Origin of the sequence: Campylobacter novaezeelandiae (assembly GCF_018968685.1) — a bacterium.
Taxonomy (GTDB): Bacteria; Campylobacterota; Campylobacteria; order Campylobacterales; family Campylobacteraceae; genus Campylobacter_D; species Campylobacter_D novaezeelandiae.
On record NZ_CP076657.1, the window covers coordinates 131,250 to 147,361 of the forward strand.

General features: G+C 27.7%; 14 protein-coding genes. 10 read left to right on the top strand and 4 right to left on the bottom strand.

What is annotated here, in order from left to right; genetic code table 11:
- Positions 1-6 precede the first annotated feature (6 nt).
- Positions 7-2,223: an outer membrane protein assembly factor BamA gene (gene bamA, locus CNZW441b_RS00800; protein ID WP_216681419.1), complete on the bottom strand. Its 2,217-nt coding sequence runs from the start codon at positions 2,221-2,223 to the stop codon at positions 7-9.
- Between the two features lie 195 nt (positions 2,224-2,418).
- Between bamA and pgp6 the strand changes: the two genes are divergently transcribed.
- The 10 genes from pgp6 to CNZW441b_RS00850 are packed head-to-tail and all read left to right on the top strand — an operon-like array spanning position 2,419 to position 13,492.
- Positions 2,419-3,804: a peptidoglycan metallopeptidase Pgp6 gene (gene pgp6, locus CNZW441b_RS00805; RefSeq protein WP_131165751.1), complete on the top strand. Its 1,386-nt coding sequence runs from the start codon at positions 2,419-2,421 to the stop codon at positions 3,802-3,804.
- 2 nt (positions 3,805-3,806) lie between these two features.
- A complete protein-coding gene (gene lpxC, locus CNZW441b_RS00810; protein ID WP_131165750.1) occupies positions 3,807-4,691 on the top strand; it encodes a UDP-3-O-acyl-N-acetylglucosamine deacetylase in 885 nt (294 codons plus the stop codon).
- Positions 4,692-4,732: 41 nt separating this feature from the next.
- Positions 4,733-5,134: a tRNA threonylcarbamoyladenosine biosynthesis protein TsaB gene (locus CNZW441b_RS00815; protein WP_131165749.1), complete on the top strand. Its 402-nt coding sequence runs from the start codon at positions 4,733-4,735 to the stop codon at positions 5,132-5,134.
- Between the two features lie 8 nt (positions 5,135-5,142).
- Positions 5,143-6,021 (top strand): homoserine kinase, encoded by an 879-nt coding sequence (gene thrB, locus CNZW441b_RS00820; RefSeq protein WP_131165748.1) that lies wholly within the window; start codon positions 5,143-5,145, stop codon positions 6,019-6,021.
- A gap of 24 nt (positions 6,022-6,045) precedes the next feature.
- Positions 6,046-6,303: a DUF448 domain-containing protein gene (locus tag CNZW441b_RS00825; RefSeq protein ID WP_234194143.1), complete on the top strand. Its 258-nt coding sequence runs from the start codon at positions 6,046-6,048 to the stop codon at positions 6,301-6,303.
- A complete protein-coding gene (gene infB, locus CNZW441b_RS00830; protein WP_131164076.1) occupies positions 6,290-8,848 on the top strand; it encodes a translation initiation factor IF-2 in 2,559 nt (852 codons plus the stop codon). Before CNZW441b_RS00825 ends, infB begins: the two co-directional genes overlap by 14 nt.
- On the top strand, positions 8,845-9,207 hold the full coding sequence (rbfA, locus tag CNZW441b_RS00835) for a 30S ribosome-binding factor RbfA (protein WP_131164077.1): 363 nt from the start codon (positions 8,845-8,847) through the stop codon (positions 9,205-9,207). The genes infB and rbfA overlap by 4 nt, the downstream gene beginning before the upstream one ends.
- A complete protein-coding gene (gene rimP / locus CNZW441b_RS00840; RefSeq protein WP_131165747.1) occupies positions 9,197-9,619 on the top strand; it encodes a ribosome maturation factor RimP in 423 nt (140 codons plus the stop codon). The genes rbfA and rimP overlap by 11 nt, the downstream gene beginning before the upstream one ends.
- Before the next feature lie 47 nt (positions 9,620-9,666).
- The gene (locus CNZW441b_RS00845) at positions 9,667-12,042 is read left to right on the top strand and encodes an McrB family protein (RefSeq protein WP_216681420.1); all 2,376 of its coding nucleotides are present in this window, start codon (positions 9,667-9,669) and stop codon (positions 12,040-12,042) included.
- The gene (locus CNZW441b_RS00850) at positions 12,032-13,492 is read left to right on the top strand and encodes an McrC family protein (protein WP_131165745.1); all 1,461 of its coding nucleotides are present in this window, start codon (positions 12,032-12,034) and stop codon (positions 13,490-13,492) included. The genes CNZW441b_RS00845 and CNZW441b_RS00850 overlap by 11 nt, the downstream gene beginning before the upstream one ends.
- On the opposite strand, the gene CNZW441b_RS00855 is transcribed toward CNZW441b_RS00850, so the two are convergent.
- The 3 genes from CNZW441b_RS00855 to CNZW441b_RS00865 are packed head-to-tail and all read right to left on the bottom strand — an operon-like array spanning position 13,481 to position 15,991.
- On the bottom strand, positions 13,481-14,284 hold the full coding sequence (locus CNZW441b_RS00855) for a metal ABC transporter permease (RefSeq protein WP_131165744.1): 804 nt from the start codon (positions 14,282-14,284) through the stop codon (positions 13,481-13,483). The two genes, CNZW441b_RS00850 and CNZW441b_RS00855, sit on opposite strands and share 12 nt — an antisense overlap.
- A complete protein-coding gene (locus CNZW441b_RS00860) occupies positions 14,277-15,131 on the bottom strand; it encodes an ABC transporter ATP-binding protein (RefSeq protein WP_131165743.1) in 855 nt (284 codons plus the stop codon). Before CNZW441b_RS00860 ends, CNZW441b_RS00855 begins: the two co-directional genes overlap by 8 nt.
- 11 nt (positions 15,132-15,142) lie before the next feature.
- Positions 15,143-15,991, bottom strand: coding sequence for a metal ABC transporter solute-binding protein, Zn/Mn family (locus CNZW441b_RS00865; RefSeq protein WP_131165742.1), 849 nt, complete (start codon positions 15,989-15,991; stop codon positions 15,143-15,145).
- Positions 15,992-16,112 lie beyond the last annotated feature (121 nt).

Here is a 16,112-nt window from a genome sequence, read left to right on the forward strand (position 1 = left end):
TGATCCTTAAAATCTTGTTCCAAGTGTAAATTCAAAAGTGCTTGTATCATCACCTTTCTTTTTGTTAAGAGGTTTGGCAAAGATAAGCTGTAAAGGGCCAATTGGAGTTATCCATTCTACACCAACTCCCGTGCTCATTCTTTTGATTTCATCAAGATTTACTTTTCCTATCATACCATAATCAAAAAATACACTTCCGCGTAGCTTGATTCTATCTATAAGAGGAAAACTAAGCTCTACGGAATTTGCAAAAGCTATAGTCCCACCTATTTCATCTCCCCAGCGATTTTTAGGGCTTAATGTTCTATTTTCAAAACCACGTACAGATTGAATCCCGCCTAAATAAATTCTTTGATTGATTGGCAGATAACCAGTATCCCATACCTTATAAAAACTTGCCTTATAACGATAGATAAGATCATATCCAATAAAATCTTGCAAGCCTTGATAAAAATTAAATCTAGTGCTTGATGAAATAAATTTTTGCTCTCCTCCAAGTCCTGCAAACTCTAATCCAGTCGAGGCAATGAAACCTGATCGAGGTAAATAATAATCATCTGTATTATTAAATCCTATAGTTGGGGTAATAGAGCTTTTTGTAGTTTCTCCAAGACGATAACCAGTTCTTTGAAGAGTAGGGCTTAGCTTATAAATATTACTTTTTTCAAGATTGTAGGTTAAACTTGCACTGAAATATCTTGCAAATTGTCTTCCTACTGTTATATCAAAACCATAATTTCTTTCAGAATAATTATCCCACTCATAATCACTAGAATAAATTGATCCGCCAAGACTATATTTTGAATCCAAAACCCTTGGATTTACAAGAGAAATCCTTCCAGAAAGAGTTTCATCATCTTTATCAACATTAACAGAGCTTTTAATACCAGAACCAAAGATGTTAGTATCGGATAAGGAAGCATTAAGAAGTATTCCATTGCTTGATCCATATCCTATACCGCCTGAAATCGTTCCTGTAGAAGTTTCTTTAACTTCTACAATTAAATCAACATGGGTATTATCAACTTTTTCTTCTTTTATGTTAACATCTTCAAAATATGAAGTTCTTCTTAAAGCATTTCTTGAATCATCTAAATCAGTTCGATTGTATAAATTTCCTTCTGTAAGATAAAGCTCTCTTCTGATAACTCTATCTACAGTTCTTGAGTTGCCTGAAATAATCACATTTCTAATATAAACTTTTTCATGAGGTATTACTTTAAAAACAACAGAAGCTTCTTGCGTTTGGTCATTTTTTTGTATATCAGGAATTACTTCAACAAAAGCATAACCAAGATTTGCACTTTGTGTTTCTAGGGTTTTAATATCTTTTCTAATATTTTCAATATTGATAGTTTTATTAACTTGAGATTTTAAATCTTTGACTGTTTTTTTATTGCTTTCTTCGTCAAATAAAGGGTTTTCTATAATAATTTCTTTAATTTTATAAGGTTTTCCCTCTTGAATAAAATAAGTAAGATTAGCCTTATAAGTATCTGTATAAGTTCTTAAAAAAGGTTCTGAAACTTTGACATCTAAATATCCTTTTTTCATGTATTCATCACTTATACGTGAACTATCATTGCTTAATTCAAAAATTTTTAATTTTCCATCATTTCTTCCCCACATCCAGCCCATAAATTCTTCTTCTTTATTGACAATAACAGGTTCTACATCTGAATAAGAAAATTTCTTAGCACCACTTAAATAAACATTATTTATAATAATATTTTCGCCTCTATTGACTATAAATTCTATTTCTAAACCATCTGTATTTTCTAGATATTTTTTCTTAAATTCTACTGTTGTATCAAAAAAACTTCTTGTCTCATAATATGATTTGATTCTTTGGCTTGCTTCCTTGATGCTTGCTTCATCAAATAAACTTCCTTTTTTAATACCCAAAACGCTTTCAATTTGCTTTCTATCGTTTGAAGCTACTCCGCTTATGGTTATTTTAGCAATTGTAGGTTTTTCTGTGAGAATAAAGTTTATGATTCCATTTTTTTCTTCAACAGCAATATTATTAAAATAATTTTGTTTGTATAAATTTAAAATTGCTTGATTAATGTCTTCTTCTTTTAAGGTATTTCCTACTTTTAAACCGCTAATATTTAAAGCGGTTTCATTAGAAAGATGATAAAGTCCACTAAATTTAATTTCCTTAATAATAACTGCATTAGAGAAAGTACAAAAAACACAAATACTGATAAGTTTTTTCATTTATTTTTGCCTAGATTTATTGAAATTTCTTTTTATTAAAGAGTTTTGCTTTGAATAATAGCAAAAAAAATTTAATAGTTTTTAAAAGTCTTAGAATTACATTTTGAATTTTTTATATTTTTGATTAAAAATATTAACTTAAATTTAATAAAATTATTTTTAAAGATTATTAAAACGTAACTAGTTGGACATGTAATGGCGCAAAAAAGAGGGAAAAGAAAAAATTTTTTATTTATTTTGATTTTAGTTTTCATTGCTTTATTTGGATATTTTTTAAATAATTTAAGTATTTTTGAAAAAAATAAACCAGAAATTTTTGTTAATGATATTGTTTATAGTAATTTGAAAAATCCTATTTTAATACGTGTTAAAGATGATGAGAGTGGATTAAAAAATATAAAAATTACTTTAAAAAAAGATTCTAATGATCCAGGTATTATTTTAATGGATCAAAAAGTAAACCAAAAAAACGATATAACTTTAGAGATTAATCTTCCCAAGCTTGCTTATAAAGAAAAGATTAAATCTTATATTATGGAAATTGAGGCACATGATGCAAGCTTTTGGAATTTTTTCTCAGGAAATTATATTCAAAAATCTGTTTTTATAGATATTGATGATGCAAACCCTAAATTAAAAGTACTAAGCAATTCTTATCAAATAGAACAAGGTGGTGTTGCTAGTGTTGTTTTTAAAGTAGAAGATAAAAATTTAGATCAAGTTTATATCCAAACAGATAAAGGGAAAATTTTTAAAGCCACGCCTTATATCAAAGATGGCTATTATGCTTCTTTGATTGCTTGGGATGCAAAAGATGATTATTTTAGAGCTTATATTATAGCTACTGATAAAGCTGGAAATACCACAAAAGAAAGAATAAGATATTATTTTGTTAACAGAAAATATCGTGTTTCTAACATTAATTTAAGTGATAAATTTTTAGATACTAAAATAAAATTTTTAGCCTCAGCCCATATGAGTGAAGAGGATGCTTCTAAATTAAATAAGACTCAGAAATTTAAATTTGTAAATGAAACTTTAAGATTAGCTAATGAAAATTTAATCCATAAAATTACTTCAGAAGTTCCAGAAGAGAGTATAGAAGATTTTAATTTAAATCTCTTTTTACCTCTTAAAAATGCTATGAAAGTTGCTGATTTTGCTGATCATAGGTTTTATTTTTACAATGGTGAATTTGTAAGTAGTGGATATCATATGGGATTAGATTTAGCAAGCACAGCTTTTGCTCCAATTATTAGTAGTAATTCTGGTAAAGTTGTTTTTGCCGAAGATAATGGAATTTATGGTTTAAATATAATTATTTATCACGGTTTTGGAGTTTATAGTCTTTATGGGCATTGTTCTTCTAAAAATGTTGATGTGAATGAAAATGTAAAACAACAAGATATTATAGCAAATACAGGATCAAGTGGTTTGGCATTGGGGGATCATTTGCATTTTGAAGTTTTAGTTCAAGGTGTAGAAACAAGACCAGAGCAATGGCAAGATAAAATTTGGCTCAAAAATAATATTTATAAAGTTTTAGAAGATGGAAAAAAAATGATTTTAAGTGAGAAATGAGTATGAAACAATTAACTATAGCAAAACCTGTAAAAGGTGTAGGGATAGGACTTCATAAAGGAGAACCTATAGAAATTATTTTAGAACCTTTGGAAGCTAACAGCGGTATCGTTTTCTTTAGAAAAGATCTTAATATTTCTTATAAAGCTGAACCAGCAAATGTAATTAACACTCAAATGGCAACAGTTATTGGAGATCATAGAGGCTATGTATCTACAATTGAACATTTAATGAGTGCAATCAATGCTTATGGAATTGATAATATCCGTATAGTTTTAAATGCTAATGAAGCTCCTGTAATGGACGGAAGTAGTATTAGTTTTTGCATTATGCTGGATGAAGCGGGCATTAAAGAACTTGATGCTCCTAAAAAAGTGATGGTGATTAAAAAAACCATTGAAGTAAGAGATGGTAATAAATTTGTAAAACTTATCCCAACAAAAGAACCAAAGATCAATTACACAATTAAATTTGATAATGCTGTAATCGGAGAGCAAAATTATTGTTTTGAATTTAGTAAGAAAAATTATATAGAAAATATCGCAAGAGCTAGAACTTTTGGATTTTTAAAAGATGTTGAAAAACTAAGAGCTATGAATTTGGCACTTGGAGGCAGTTTAGAAAATACTATCGTTGTTGATGATAATCGTATTTTAAATCCTGAAGGTTTAAGATTTAAAGATGAATTTGTGCGTCATAAAATTTTAGATGCTATTGGAGATTTAACTTTGCTTGGATATAGGGTATTTGGAGATTATATTTCTTATGCTGGAAGTCATCATTTAAATCATTTACTTACAAAAGAGCTTTTAAAAGATGAGCAAGCTTATGAAATCATTACACTTGAAAAAGATTATGAAAAAGATTATGAAAAGGTTTTTGCATAAAAAATTTAACTCTTTTACTCAATGCTTTATCAAGTCCTTTGATGCTTGGTGTTTATCAAGAAAATATTTTAATTAAAAAATATACAAGTGAAGAAAAAGCCAGCGAATTTTTACCAAAAATTTTAAATTCTTTATTGAAAGAATTTAATTTTTCAAGATTAATTTATGCCAATGGACCTGGATCTTATATGGGAATTAAAATTTCTTATATGAGTTTAAAAACCTTAAGTATAGTAAAAAATATCCCTTTATATAGCATAAGTGCTTTTGAGCTTAATGATTTTAAGCCTATTAAAGCTAATAAGGATTTTTGTTTTGTCTACAAGAAAGATGAGATTATTTTAGAAAAAAATACTGCTGGTGACTTTTTTTTACCTTTAAATTTAGAGAAAATTAACATAAATAATGATAATTTGCCTTTTTATTTTTTAGATGTAATTTAGGATAAGCTGTGAAAATTTTAGTCCCTGCTACAAGTGCGAATTTAGGACCAGGGTTTGATTGTTTGGGTCTTAGTTTAAAACTTTTTAATGAAGTAGAAATTAAAAAAGCCTCTTTAACTAGTGTAAGCATTAATGGAGAAGGAAGTGATAATGTTTATCTTAAAAAAAATAATCTTTTTCTTTCTATTTTTCATGGAATTTATGAAAAACTAAATGGGAAAAGAGATAATTTTCAATTTATATTTCATAATAACATACCATTATCTAGGGGCTTAGGAAGTTCATCGGCTATAATTGTTAGTGCTATAAGTGCAGCATATTTAATGTGTGATATGAAGTTAGACAAACAAAATATTCTTAATGAAGCTTTAAAATATGAAAACCATCCTGATAATATAGCACCAGCTGTTTTTGGTGGTTTTGTTTGTTCCTTGGTAAAAGATAAAGAAGTATTAAGCATTAAAAAAGAAATCGATATCAATTTAAGGGCCATTGTAGTTATTCCAAATATCACAATGAGTACAGAAAAAAATCGTCAAATTTTACCTAAATTTTTGAGCTTGAGTGATAGTGTTTTTAATTTAAGTCATGCATCTTTTTTAACGGCTTGTTTTTTAGAGAAAAAATATGATTTGTTAAAATTTGCAAGTGAAGATAAACTCCACCAATTAAATAGAATGAAAAATTTACCAGAGCTTTTTGAAGTGCAAAAATGTGCTTTAAAAAATAAAGCCTTAATGAGCACTCTTTCAGGTTCTGGATCTAGTTTTTTTTCTTTGGTTTATAAAGAGGATGCGCAGTTTTTATTTGAAAAAATGAAAGAGGCTTTTCCTCATTTTAAAATAAAACTTTTGGAATTTGATAATAATGGGCTTGAAATTTGCTAAAAAATATAAAAAAAAGATATAATTTTGAGAAATCATACACCTATTAGAATGTGCATTGTTTGCAAAGAACGTTTTGAACAAAGATCATTGTTTAGATTTAAAATTATTTCAGGAAAGATTGAACCTCATTTTAAATGCGGACGCAGTTTTTATTTGTGTTCTATATGTATTTTAAAAGAAGATAAAATTTTGCAAAAAGCATTTTCTAAAATGTGTAAAAATTTAACTATGAAAATTACTCAGCAGGATTTAAAGGAGATATTTTTAGATGGCAAAAGTTAGAATTTATGAAATTGCAAATGAAGCAGGATATTCAAGTAAGGAGATTATAGAAAAAGCAAATGAACTAGGACTTGATATCAAATCAGCGTCAAATGCTGTAGATCCAGAGGTTGCAGCTGCAATTTATGAATATATACAAACTAAGATTATTCCAGAAGCTTTTAAAAAAACTCAGAGTCCTGCTAAAAAAGAAAAAAAAGAAGTTAAAAAAATAAAAAAAGATTTTAAGCAAGAAGAAATTAAGCAAGAGGTTAAGGCTAAAGTACAAATCAAGCAAGAAGAACAAATTCAAGTTAAAGAAGAAAACAAAGAAGAAAAAGAAAGTTTAGCTAGTGCGACTTTGGCAAAACGAAGAGGACTTGTGATTGTTAAAAAGAAAAATAATGAAGCTAATAATGAAGAAAAAAAAGAAGAAGTAAAATCTAATACAACTCAAGAACGTATTAGTCTATCAATGATTTTTTCTAACAATGAAGAAAATGTAAAACCAGTTAAGAAAAAAGATAAAAAACCTTTTGTTGCAACAAAAAAAGAAAATACTCAAAAAATGGATTTTTTAAGTGACCATGAATTTGCAGATATTTCTTTAGATGATGAGGATGAGGTGGTTTTACCTGATTTTAGTGTTAAAGAAGAGGAAAAACCTCAAAATACTATAAAAAAACAACCCAACTTTTTACGTCAAGCAGTGGGAAATTCTGCTGGTTTTGGTATGGAAGGAGGTATTCAAAGAAGAAGTCGTAAAAAACCTCCTAAAAAAGTTGAAAAAAAAGAAAATGCAGTTATTACTAGTATAGAAATTCCAAAAGAAATTAGAGTATATGAATTTGCTGATAAAATAGGAAAAAGCACAGGAGAGATCATTTCAAAGCTGTTTATGCTTGGAATGATGACAACAAAAAATGATTTTTTAGATGAAGATGCGATTGAGATTTTAGGTTCAGAATTTGGCATAGAGATTAATATTATCAATGAGGCAGATGAATTTGATTATGTAAAAGATTATGAAAGCGAGATTGATGAAAAAGATTTGGTTACTAGAGCTCCTGTAATTACTATCATGGGGCATGTTGATCATGGTAAAACTTCTTTGTTGGATTATATTAGAAAATCACGAATTGCAAGTGGTGAAGCAGGCGGAATCACTCAGCATGTGGGTGCTTATATGGTTGAGAAAAATGGACGTAAAATTACTTTCATTGATACTCCAGGTCACGAAGCTTTCACAGCAATGCGTGCAAGAGGAGCTAGTATAACTGATATTGTTATTATTGTTGTGGCTGCTGATGATGGGGTAAAACCTCAAACTAAAGAAGCGATAAATCACGCAAAAGCCGCTAATGTGCCTATTATTATAGCAATTAATAAAATGGATAAAGAAGGTGCAAACCCTGATATGGTAAAAACACAACTTGCAGAACTTGATATCTTGCCAATTGATTGGGGTGGGAGTTATGAGTTTGTAGGAGTTTCTGCTAAAACAGGAATGGGCATTGAAGATTTACTTGAAATAGTGCTTTTACAAGCAGAGATTTTAGAACTTAAATCAAACCCAAAAGCCTATGCAAAAGCAAGTATTATAGAAAGTTCTATCCAAAAAGGTCGTGGTGCAGTGGCTACAATTATCGTTCAAAATGGAACTTTAAAAGTTGGAGATACTATTGTAGCAGGTGAATCTTATGGAAAAGTGCGTGCCATAACTGATGATCAAGGTAAAACTCTAAAAGAAATTAAACCAGGCGAATGTGGTGTGATTATAGGACTTAGTGAAGTTACAGATGCTGGAGAAATTTTAATTGCTGTAAAAACAGATAAAGAAGCAAGAGAATACGCTAATAAACGTCATGAATACAATCGCCAAAAAGAGTTAAGTAAATCAACCAAAGTCAGCATTGATGAACTTGGTGCTAAAATTAAAGAGGGCAATATAAAAGCCTTACCAGTTATTTTAAAAGCAGATGTACAAGGAACACTTGAAGCTTTAAAATCATCTTTGGAAAAATTAAGAAATGATGAAATTAAAGTTAATATTATTCATAGTGGGGTAGGAGGTATCACACAAAGTGATATAGAGCTTGCAAGTGCAAGTGAAAATTCCATAGTGCTAGGTTTTAATATACGACCAACAGGTGAGGTTAAAGAGCGTGCTAAAGATAAAGGCGTGGAGATTAAAACTTATAATGTAATTTATAATCTTTTAGATGATGTAAAAGCCTTGCTTGGTGGCATGATGAGTCCTATTATTTCAGAAGAGCAACTTGGACAAGCAGAAATCAGACAAGTGATCAATGTACCAAAAATTGGGCAAATTGCAGGTTGTATGGTAACTGAAGGAGTGATCAATCGTGGAGCTAAAATTCGCCTTATTCGTGATGGGGTTGTTGTATTTGAAGGCAATGTAAGCTCTTTAAAACGCTTTAAAGATGATGCTAAAGAAGTTGCTAAAGGCTATGAGTGTGGTGTTGGAATACAAGGATGTGATGATATGCGTGTAGGAGATTATATAGAAAGTTATAAAGAAGTTGAGGAACAAGTTAGTTTATGAATGTAGCTGAAATTAAAAAGCTTCGCACAGAAAGCATTTTAAAAGAACTAATCCCAGAGGCTTTAGCAAATTTAGATGATGAGAATTTGAAAAATCTCTGCGTGGTAGATGTAGAGTGCAAAAAGGGCAGATACGATGCTTTTGTATATCTTGATAAGATGTTTTTTAATGTCCATGAACAAGAAAAGATTTTAAATTCTTTAAAGAAGGCTAGTAAGGCTTTGCAAAATTATTGCATGAGTGAGCAGGGTTGGTATAGATGTCCAAATTTCCATTTTAAATTTGATGATAGATTAGAATATCAAAATCATATGGATGCTTTATTTGAAAAAATAAAAAAGGAAAAAAATGAATCTTGAGGCTTTATGCAAAGAAGCGGGACTTGATTTTTACGATGATGAGCTAGTTAGTGAAAATACTAAGAAAATTTATCGTGTTTATGTGATGAAAAAAGGTGGGGTAAATTTAGATGATTGCGCAAGATTAAGTGAAATTTTATCTCCTCTTTTTGATGTCGAGCCACCTGTAAATGGAGAGTATTTTTTAGAAGTATCCTCGCCTGGACTTGAAAGAAAGCTTACTAAATTAGATCATTTTAAAAAAAGCATTAATGAACTTGTAAAAATTACTACTAACGAAAAAGAAAAACTCAAGGCAAAAATCATTAGCGTAGAGGATGAAAATATCACTTTAGAAAATTTAGAAAATCAAGAAAAAATTACCTTAAATTTTAATGATATTAAGAAAGCTAGAACTTTTGTGGAGTGGTAAGAAATCTAAATATGATTTAAAAATAGTATAATTTAAGGATTTTTGTAATGTGGAATTTAGATGAAAAAAAATTACAAGAAATGCTTGATGGCTTTTTAAATTTTCAAGAAGTATGGACTTTAGAAAAAGTTAAAAATATGACTCTTGAAGAATATACTAACATTAAAAAAGATAATCCAAATAGAGATGATTTTACTTTTTGGATAGAAAGCAAATTGGACAATCTAGGAAGTATTTGGGGTGGCTCAGCTTTTAAATTTGGTATATATAGAAGAAATGATGAAAGTCAGAAAGAATCTTCTAACGGTAGATTATATAGTCAAAATTATGCTTGGATTGCTAAATATGGCAATAATGAAAATAAAGCATTTAATAATATCAAAGAAAAAATCATACAAATAATACAAGCAAGTCAAGATAATAATTTAAAAGCTATAGGAAAAATAGATTTTGGGGATGCAATTAAATGGAAAATAGCTTTTCATTATCAAGATGTAAAGAATATAAAAATAGTTAATATTTTTTCAAAAGATATTTTGGACTTAATATCTTTAAATGAATTTAATGAAAAATTAAAAATATATCAAATTCATAAGAAATTATTAGAATATAAGAAATTATCATTAGTAGAAATGATAACAACTATAGCTATTCCTTTGTGGAATAAATATGGTATGAATAGCCAAAGTTATATAGATAAAATGAAAAATTTATTTAGTGAATATTTGAGTAAAAAGAATTTAAGCAAGGATACTATAAATAAATATATTCAAGTTATAGAAAATATATCAAAAGAATTTTTAAAAGAAAATCTATATAGTTGTGATTTATTTAGTTTTGATCAAAATATAAATAAATTAAATAAAAATGAAGAATTTAAGTTAAAAAACAGCAATGGAAACAATATGTATTCTAGTGCATTGAATTATTATAGAGCTTTTTTGATTGATTATTATGAACAAGATATTTTTATAACTGAAAGAGTGCAATCTGAGGAATCAAATATGAAAATTATACCCTTAAATCAAATTCTTTATGGACCTCCAGGGACAGGAAAAACTTATCATACTATAGATAAAGCTTTAGAGATTATATCAAAAGAAGAAAAAATACAAATTCCAAGTGAAGATGATAGAATAAATAGAAAAAAATTATTTGATGAGTATGTAAAAAATGGACAAATAGTCTTTACAACTTTTCATCAAAGTTATGGATATGAAGAATTTGTAGAAGGCATAAAGCCTCGCATAGATAGCAAAGAAAATTCTAAAGAAATAAAATATGAAATAAAAGATGGAATTTTTAAAGAACTTTGCGAAAAAGCTTTGGATAATTATGAGAATAGTATCTTAAATGCAGATGAGTTGAATAAAAAAATAGAATTAAAAGAAAAGGTTGAAAATTTTTTAAATTGGCTTTTGGAAACAAATGAGCCTATTAGTAAAACAAAGGGTGGAAATTTCTTTGTTGTTGATATTAATGATAAAACGGTTATGATTTATAGCGAAGGAGTAGAGAGATTTGATGGAAATTTTAATTTAAGTATATCTATATTTATGGAGTTATTAAAATGCAAAGATGAATTTAGCAATGCTGCTGAAATGTTTAAAAAAGTATTTAATAGAGATTATGCCGATAGAACCCATACTTATTACTTTAATTTAGTGAAAAAATTTAAAGTATATGAAAAACAATCAGTCATAAAGATTGAAAATAATAAAAACAATGATAATTCTTTAAAACCTTATATAATCATCATCGATGAAATCAATCGAGGTAATGTCAGTAAGATTTTTGGTGAGCTTATAACCTTGATAGAGCCTAGTAAGAGATTGGGCAATAAGGAAGCATTAGAATTAACTTTGCCTTATAGTGGTGAAAAATTCGGAGTGCCTAAAAATGTTTATATTATAGGCACTATGAATACAGCCGATAGAAGCATAACTTCTCTTGATACAGCTTTGCGAAGAAGATTTGAATTTGTAGAGATGATGCCTGATGTGAGCAAATTATCTATGGATTGTGAAGGTATTAATTTACAAGAATTATTAAAAGCTATAAACACTCGCATAGAGTACTTATTAGATAGAGAAAAAACCATAGGTCATGCATTTTTTATAGGTGTTGAAAATTTAGATGATTTAAAAAAAGTTTTTCAAAATAAGATTATTCCGCTTTTGCAAGAGTATTTTTATAATGATTATACTTTAATTGATGCTGTTTTAAATTATAATGGTATGATTAAAATTAAAGAAGAAAATACTGAATACCTCCAAAAAATAAAAACCTTAGATAATGTAGATAGTGAAAGAAAAATTTATAAGATCACTCCATTTGATGATAAATCAGTTTGGGATGAAATAAAAACATACCAAGCTATTTATGGTGGAGAAAAACAAGATAAGAATAAAAATGGAGAGTAATACCTTTTCTATCATCGAGTATCAAGCCTTTAATGTTGATGATTTAATAAAAGCATTTTTAAAAGGTAAAGATGAAAAACAAGAAGGTAAAGAAAATATAGAGCAAAAAGCTAGAAAATTTTATCAAGAACTAGAAGATTTTACAAAAAATAATGAAAATCTTCTAGGTTTTAAAAATAAAAATACCCTAAAAGCTAAAAATTATGTAGGCATTATCCAAACTAAAAGCGGAGTTTTAGAAATTTTACCAAAATGCACAAATTTAGAAAGTTATAAAGATAGCACAGATAGTTTAAACATAGCAAAAGAAAAGTTAAAAAATGCCTATGTAATAAATAAGAATAATGAATTATTTACGAGGTTTAGTTATTTTCAAGATTATAAAATTTTAAAAATTAGCAAAGCAAAAGATTTGAAAAATATCAAAGTAAAAAAATGGTATAGTTTAACAAAAGTAAATTTTAACCCTAAAATTCTTTTAATCAATTTGCTAAAAACCTTAAAAAATTCTCCTTTTAAAAAATTACAAATTTCATCTTTGCAAAGTTCTAAAATGCCATTATTTGAAATTTTTATCACGATGTTTTTAGATGAATTTGATAGCGTGTATAAAAAAGGCCTAATGAGATCTTATGTAGATTATGAGAGTAATAGAGCTTTTTTAAAAGGAAAACTACTTTTTGGTGAGCATATTAAACAAAATCTAGTTCATAAAGAAAAATTTTTTACAAGTTGTGATGAGTTTGTTTTAGATATAGCACCAAATCGTTTAATAAAATCTACTCTAAATTTCTTAAAATCCAAAACAAGTATGAATAAATTTAGACTCATAAAAGCCATGCAAATGCTTGATGAGATAGAATTTTCTAAAAATTATGAAAAAGATTTTAGCTATAAAATTTCAAGACATTTTGATTATTATGAAAACTTGCTTTTATGGTGTAAAATTTTCTTAAAAAATGAAAGTTTTATGCCTTATCATGGTAAAAATGAAGCTTTTGCTTTGCTTTTTTCTATGGAAAAGCTTTTTGAAGATTATGTGGCGTATATGTTGAAAAAAGCAAATCCAAGTAAAAATATCAAAACTCAAAGCAGTGGAAAATACTTGATTTCAAAAAATGATGAAAAATGTTTTATGCTAAAGCCTGATTTATATATTGAAAATGAGATGATTTTAGATACCAAGTGGAAAATTCCAGATAGTGATGAAGATAAAAAGCAGGGCATAGTACAAAGTGATTTGTATCAAATGTTTGCTTATGCTTGTAAATTTAAAATTCATGATATTAAACTCATATATCCTTTGTGTGATAGAACAATGAAATTAAAAGAAAAATTTGAAAGTCCTTTAGTATTTAATGCAGGTAAACATTTTTGGTTTGAATTTGAAAAGCACTATTCTAAACGAGATATAAAAGTTCAAGTGCTTTTTGCACCCCTACCTTTTTAAAAATTTTCCTATCAAATGCACTAAAAATCCAAAACAAGCTACAGCTATGATACAAGCCCCACTTGAAAGATCAAAATAATAGCTAAGTATAAGCCCTAAAATACAAAAAATCATACTTAAAAAACTTGCCAAAATCATAATAAAGCCAAGTTTTTTACTAAAATTTTCAGCGATAAAGCTTGGGATACTAAGTAAGGCCATAACTAAAATAAGTCCCACAAGACGTATAGAAATAACTATACAAAAAGCCATAAGAGCAATTAAAAGATAATGGAAAAAACTAGTGTTAATGCCACGAACTTTTGCAAATTCAACATCAAAACTTAAAGCTTCAAATTGTCTATAAAATAAAATTATCAAAATTATTACTACTATATCAACTGTAGCCATAAGCCATAAATCTTGTATTCCTATAGATAAAATACTTCCAAAAAGATAAGCCATTAAATCTGTGTTATAACTAGGGCTTAAATCGATCAATATAATCCCAACAGCCATCCCAAAAGCCCAAACTACAGCGATAATACTATCACTTCTGTGTTCATAGCGTTTAGCTAAAAAAGCCACTAAAAAAGCTAAAAATAAAGTAAATATTCCAGTGCTTAATAAAATAGGCAAGGAAAAATAAAAAGCTATGCCTATGCCTCCAAAAGCTCCATGCGTTATACCCCCAGCCATAGAAAAAAGACGATTTATCATTATTAAAGTGCCTATAACTCCACAAGCTATACTGACTAAAATTGCTCCCAATAAAGCATTTTGAAAAAAGGTGAAATTTAAAATTTCAAGCATTATTTTCCTTTGAAAATTTCAAGCAAAAATTTTCTTTTTTAAATTCTGTCTTTTTTAAATTTCTTCTTGCAAATTCTTGTTCGCATAATTTTTTGCTATCGCAATTTTTTTCATCACAAAAACAAGAATTTAAACTCATTTCTACATCACAAAAATGAGAATGATTTTCGTATAAATGTTTTAAAAATAAACTTTTTTCTTTTTCTTTGGTATTAGTATGCAAAAATAGCTCTTTATTTAAATGAGCTATTTTATCACTATAAGCAAGCACAAGGTTAATATCGTGACAAATGAGTAAAATTCCCATACCTTTTTGATGCAAAGAACTTAGAAGTTCAAAAATTTGTATAGCAGATTTGTTATCAACACTTGCTGTGGGTTCGTCTAAAATTAGCATTTTGCATTCACCCGCTAAAGCTCTTGCAATGAAAACTCGTTGTCTTTGTCCTCCGCTTAAAGCATTGATTGTTTTATTCCAAAAATTCTCCATTCCTACGTTTTTTAAAGCCTGCATAGCTTTTTCTTTATCTTCTTTGCTATAAAAACCAAAAATTTTTTTATTTATAAGACCCATAAGAACGATCTCAATTACCCTTGGATAAAAATTAGGATTTGCTAAAGTATATTGAGGAACATAGCCTATTTCTTTTCTTTGGATAGCTTGAAATTTAATTTCATTTTTAGATTTTAAAAGCCCTAGGATAAGTTTTATAAGAGTTGATTTTCCTGCTCCATTAGGACCAATGATAGAAAGAAAGTCTTTATTATCATAACTAAGATTAATATCTTTTAAAATTGTTTCGTTTTCATAAGCATAATTGAGATTAGAAATTTTAAAAAAAAGCATTAAAGACTCGATTATAAATTTTGAGAGAGAGCCTCTGCCGTTTTTAAAAGTTCATTTTCCCATTCATAAGATAAATGATCTATTTTATAAATTTTTGCATTACATTCTTTTGCCAGTGTTTTGGCTGCATTTTCAGGAAAACCATTTTGAACAAAAATAATTTTTATATTTTTATTTTTTATTAGTGCGATAAGCTTTTGCAAATCTTTGCTTTTTGGTTCTTTTCCTAAAATTTCTACAGGGATTTGTATAAGATTATAGCGTTTTGCAAAATATGTCCAAGAAGGATGATAAACTATAAATTCTTTATTTTTTAATTTTTCTAATTTTGATGCAATTTGTAAATTTAAACTATCTAATTCTGTTAAAAATTGATCTAAATTTTGTTTATATAAATTTTTATTTTGTGGATATTTTTGGATTAAAGCATTATAGATATTTAAAGCCATAGTTTGTACTAAAATAGGATCTAACCAAGTATGAGGATCAAAATGCTCATGTTCGTGGTGCTCATGCTCATGAGAGTGTTCGTGTGCGTCATGAGTTTGAATTAAAGTTATATTTTTTTGTATATTTATAATTTGAAGTTTTGGAAAATTTTGTTTAAATTTATCTAAAAAAACTTTTTCAAATTCTAATCCTATAGTAAAATAAATATCACTTTTTTCAAGTTTTTGCATAACACTTGGTTTAAATTCAAAATTATGTTCATTGCTATTTGGAGGTAAAATTACATTAATATTTAAAGTATCTGCAGCTATTTTTTTGACAAAAAATGCTTGAGGTGCTATGCTTACACTTATTAAGGGTTTGGCTTGTAGTATTAAGAAAGAAAAACACAATAAGATAATTTTTTTCATTAAATCGCTTTCAAAAGTAAATTTTAGAATTTTTAATTTTGATTAAGTATAACAAAATATAGTTTAATTTTTTAATGAAAAATAAATTTTTATTTGTATAGAATAACAAGTTTGAAAAAAT

Excerpts from the sequence above, each read along its gene's own strand:
- bamA (WP_216681419.1), bottom strand. The coding sequence starts at position 2,223 with ATGAAAAAACTTATCAGTATTTGTGTTTTTTGTACTTTCTCTAATGCA.
- pgp6 (WP_131165751.1), top strand. The coding sequence starts at position 2,419 with ATGGCGCAAAAAAGAGGGAAAAGAAAAAATTTTTTATTTATTTTGATT.
- lpxC (WP_131165750.1), top strand. The coding sequence starts at position 3,807 with ATGAAACAATTAACTATAGCAAAACCTGTAAAAGGTGTAGGGATAGGA.
- CNZW441b_RS00815 (WP_131165749.1), top strand. The coding sequence starts at position 4,733 with ATGCTTGGTGTTTATCAAGAAAATATTTTAATTAAAAAATATACAAGT.
- infB (WP_131164076.1), top strand. The coding sequence starts at position 6,290 with ATGGCAAAAGTTAGAATTTATGAAATTGCAAATGAAGCAGGATATTCA.
- rbfA (WP_131164077.1), top strand. The coding sequence starts at position 8,845 with ATGAATGTAGCTGAAATTAAAAAGCTTCGCACAGAAAGCATTTTAAAA.
- rimP (WP_131165747.1), top strand. The coding sequence starts at position 9,197 with ATGAATCTTGAGGCTTTATGCAAAGAAGCGGGACTTGATTTTTACGAT.
- CNZW441b_RS00845 (WP_216681420.1), top strand. The coding sequence starts at position 9,667 with ATGTGGAATTTAGATGAAAAAAAATTACAAGAAATGCTTGATGGCTTT.
- CNZW441b_RS00850 (WP_131165745.1), top strand. The coding sequence starts at position 12,032 with ATGGAGAGTAATACCTTTTCTATCATCGAGTATCAAGCCTTTAATGTT.
- CNZW441b_RS00855 (WP_131165744.1), bottom strand. The coding sequence starts at position 14,284 with ATGCTTGAAATTTTAAATTTCACCTTTTTTCAAAATGCTTTATTGGGA.
- CNZW441b_RS00860 (WP_131165743.1), bottom strand. The coding sequence starts at position 15,131 with ATGCTTTTTTTTAAAATTTCTAATCTCAATTATGCTTATGAAAACGAA.
- CNZW441b_RS00865 (WP_131165742.1), bottom strand. The coding sequence starts at position 15,991 with ATGAAAAAAATTATCTTATTGTGTTTTTCTTTCTTAATACTACAAGCC.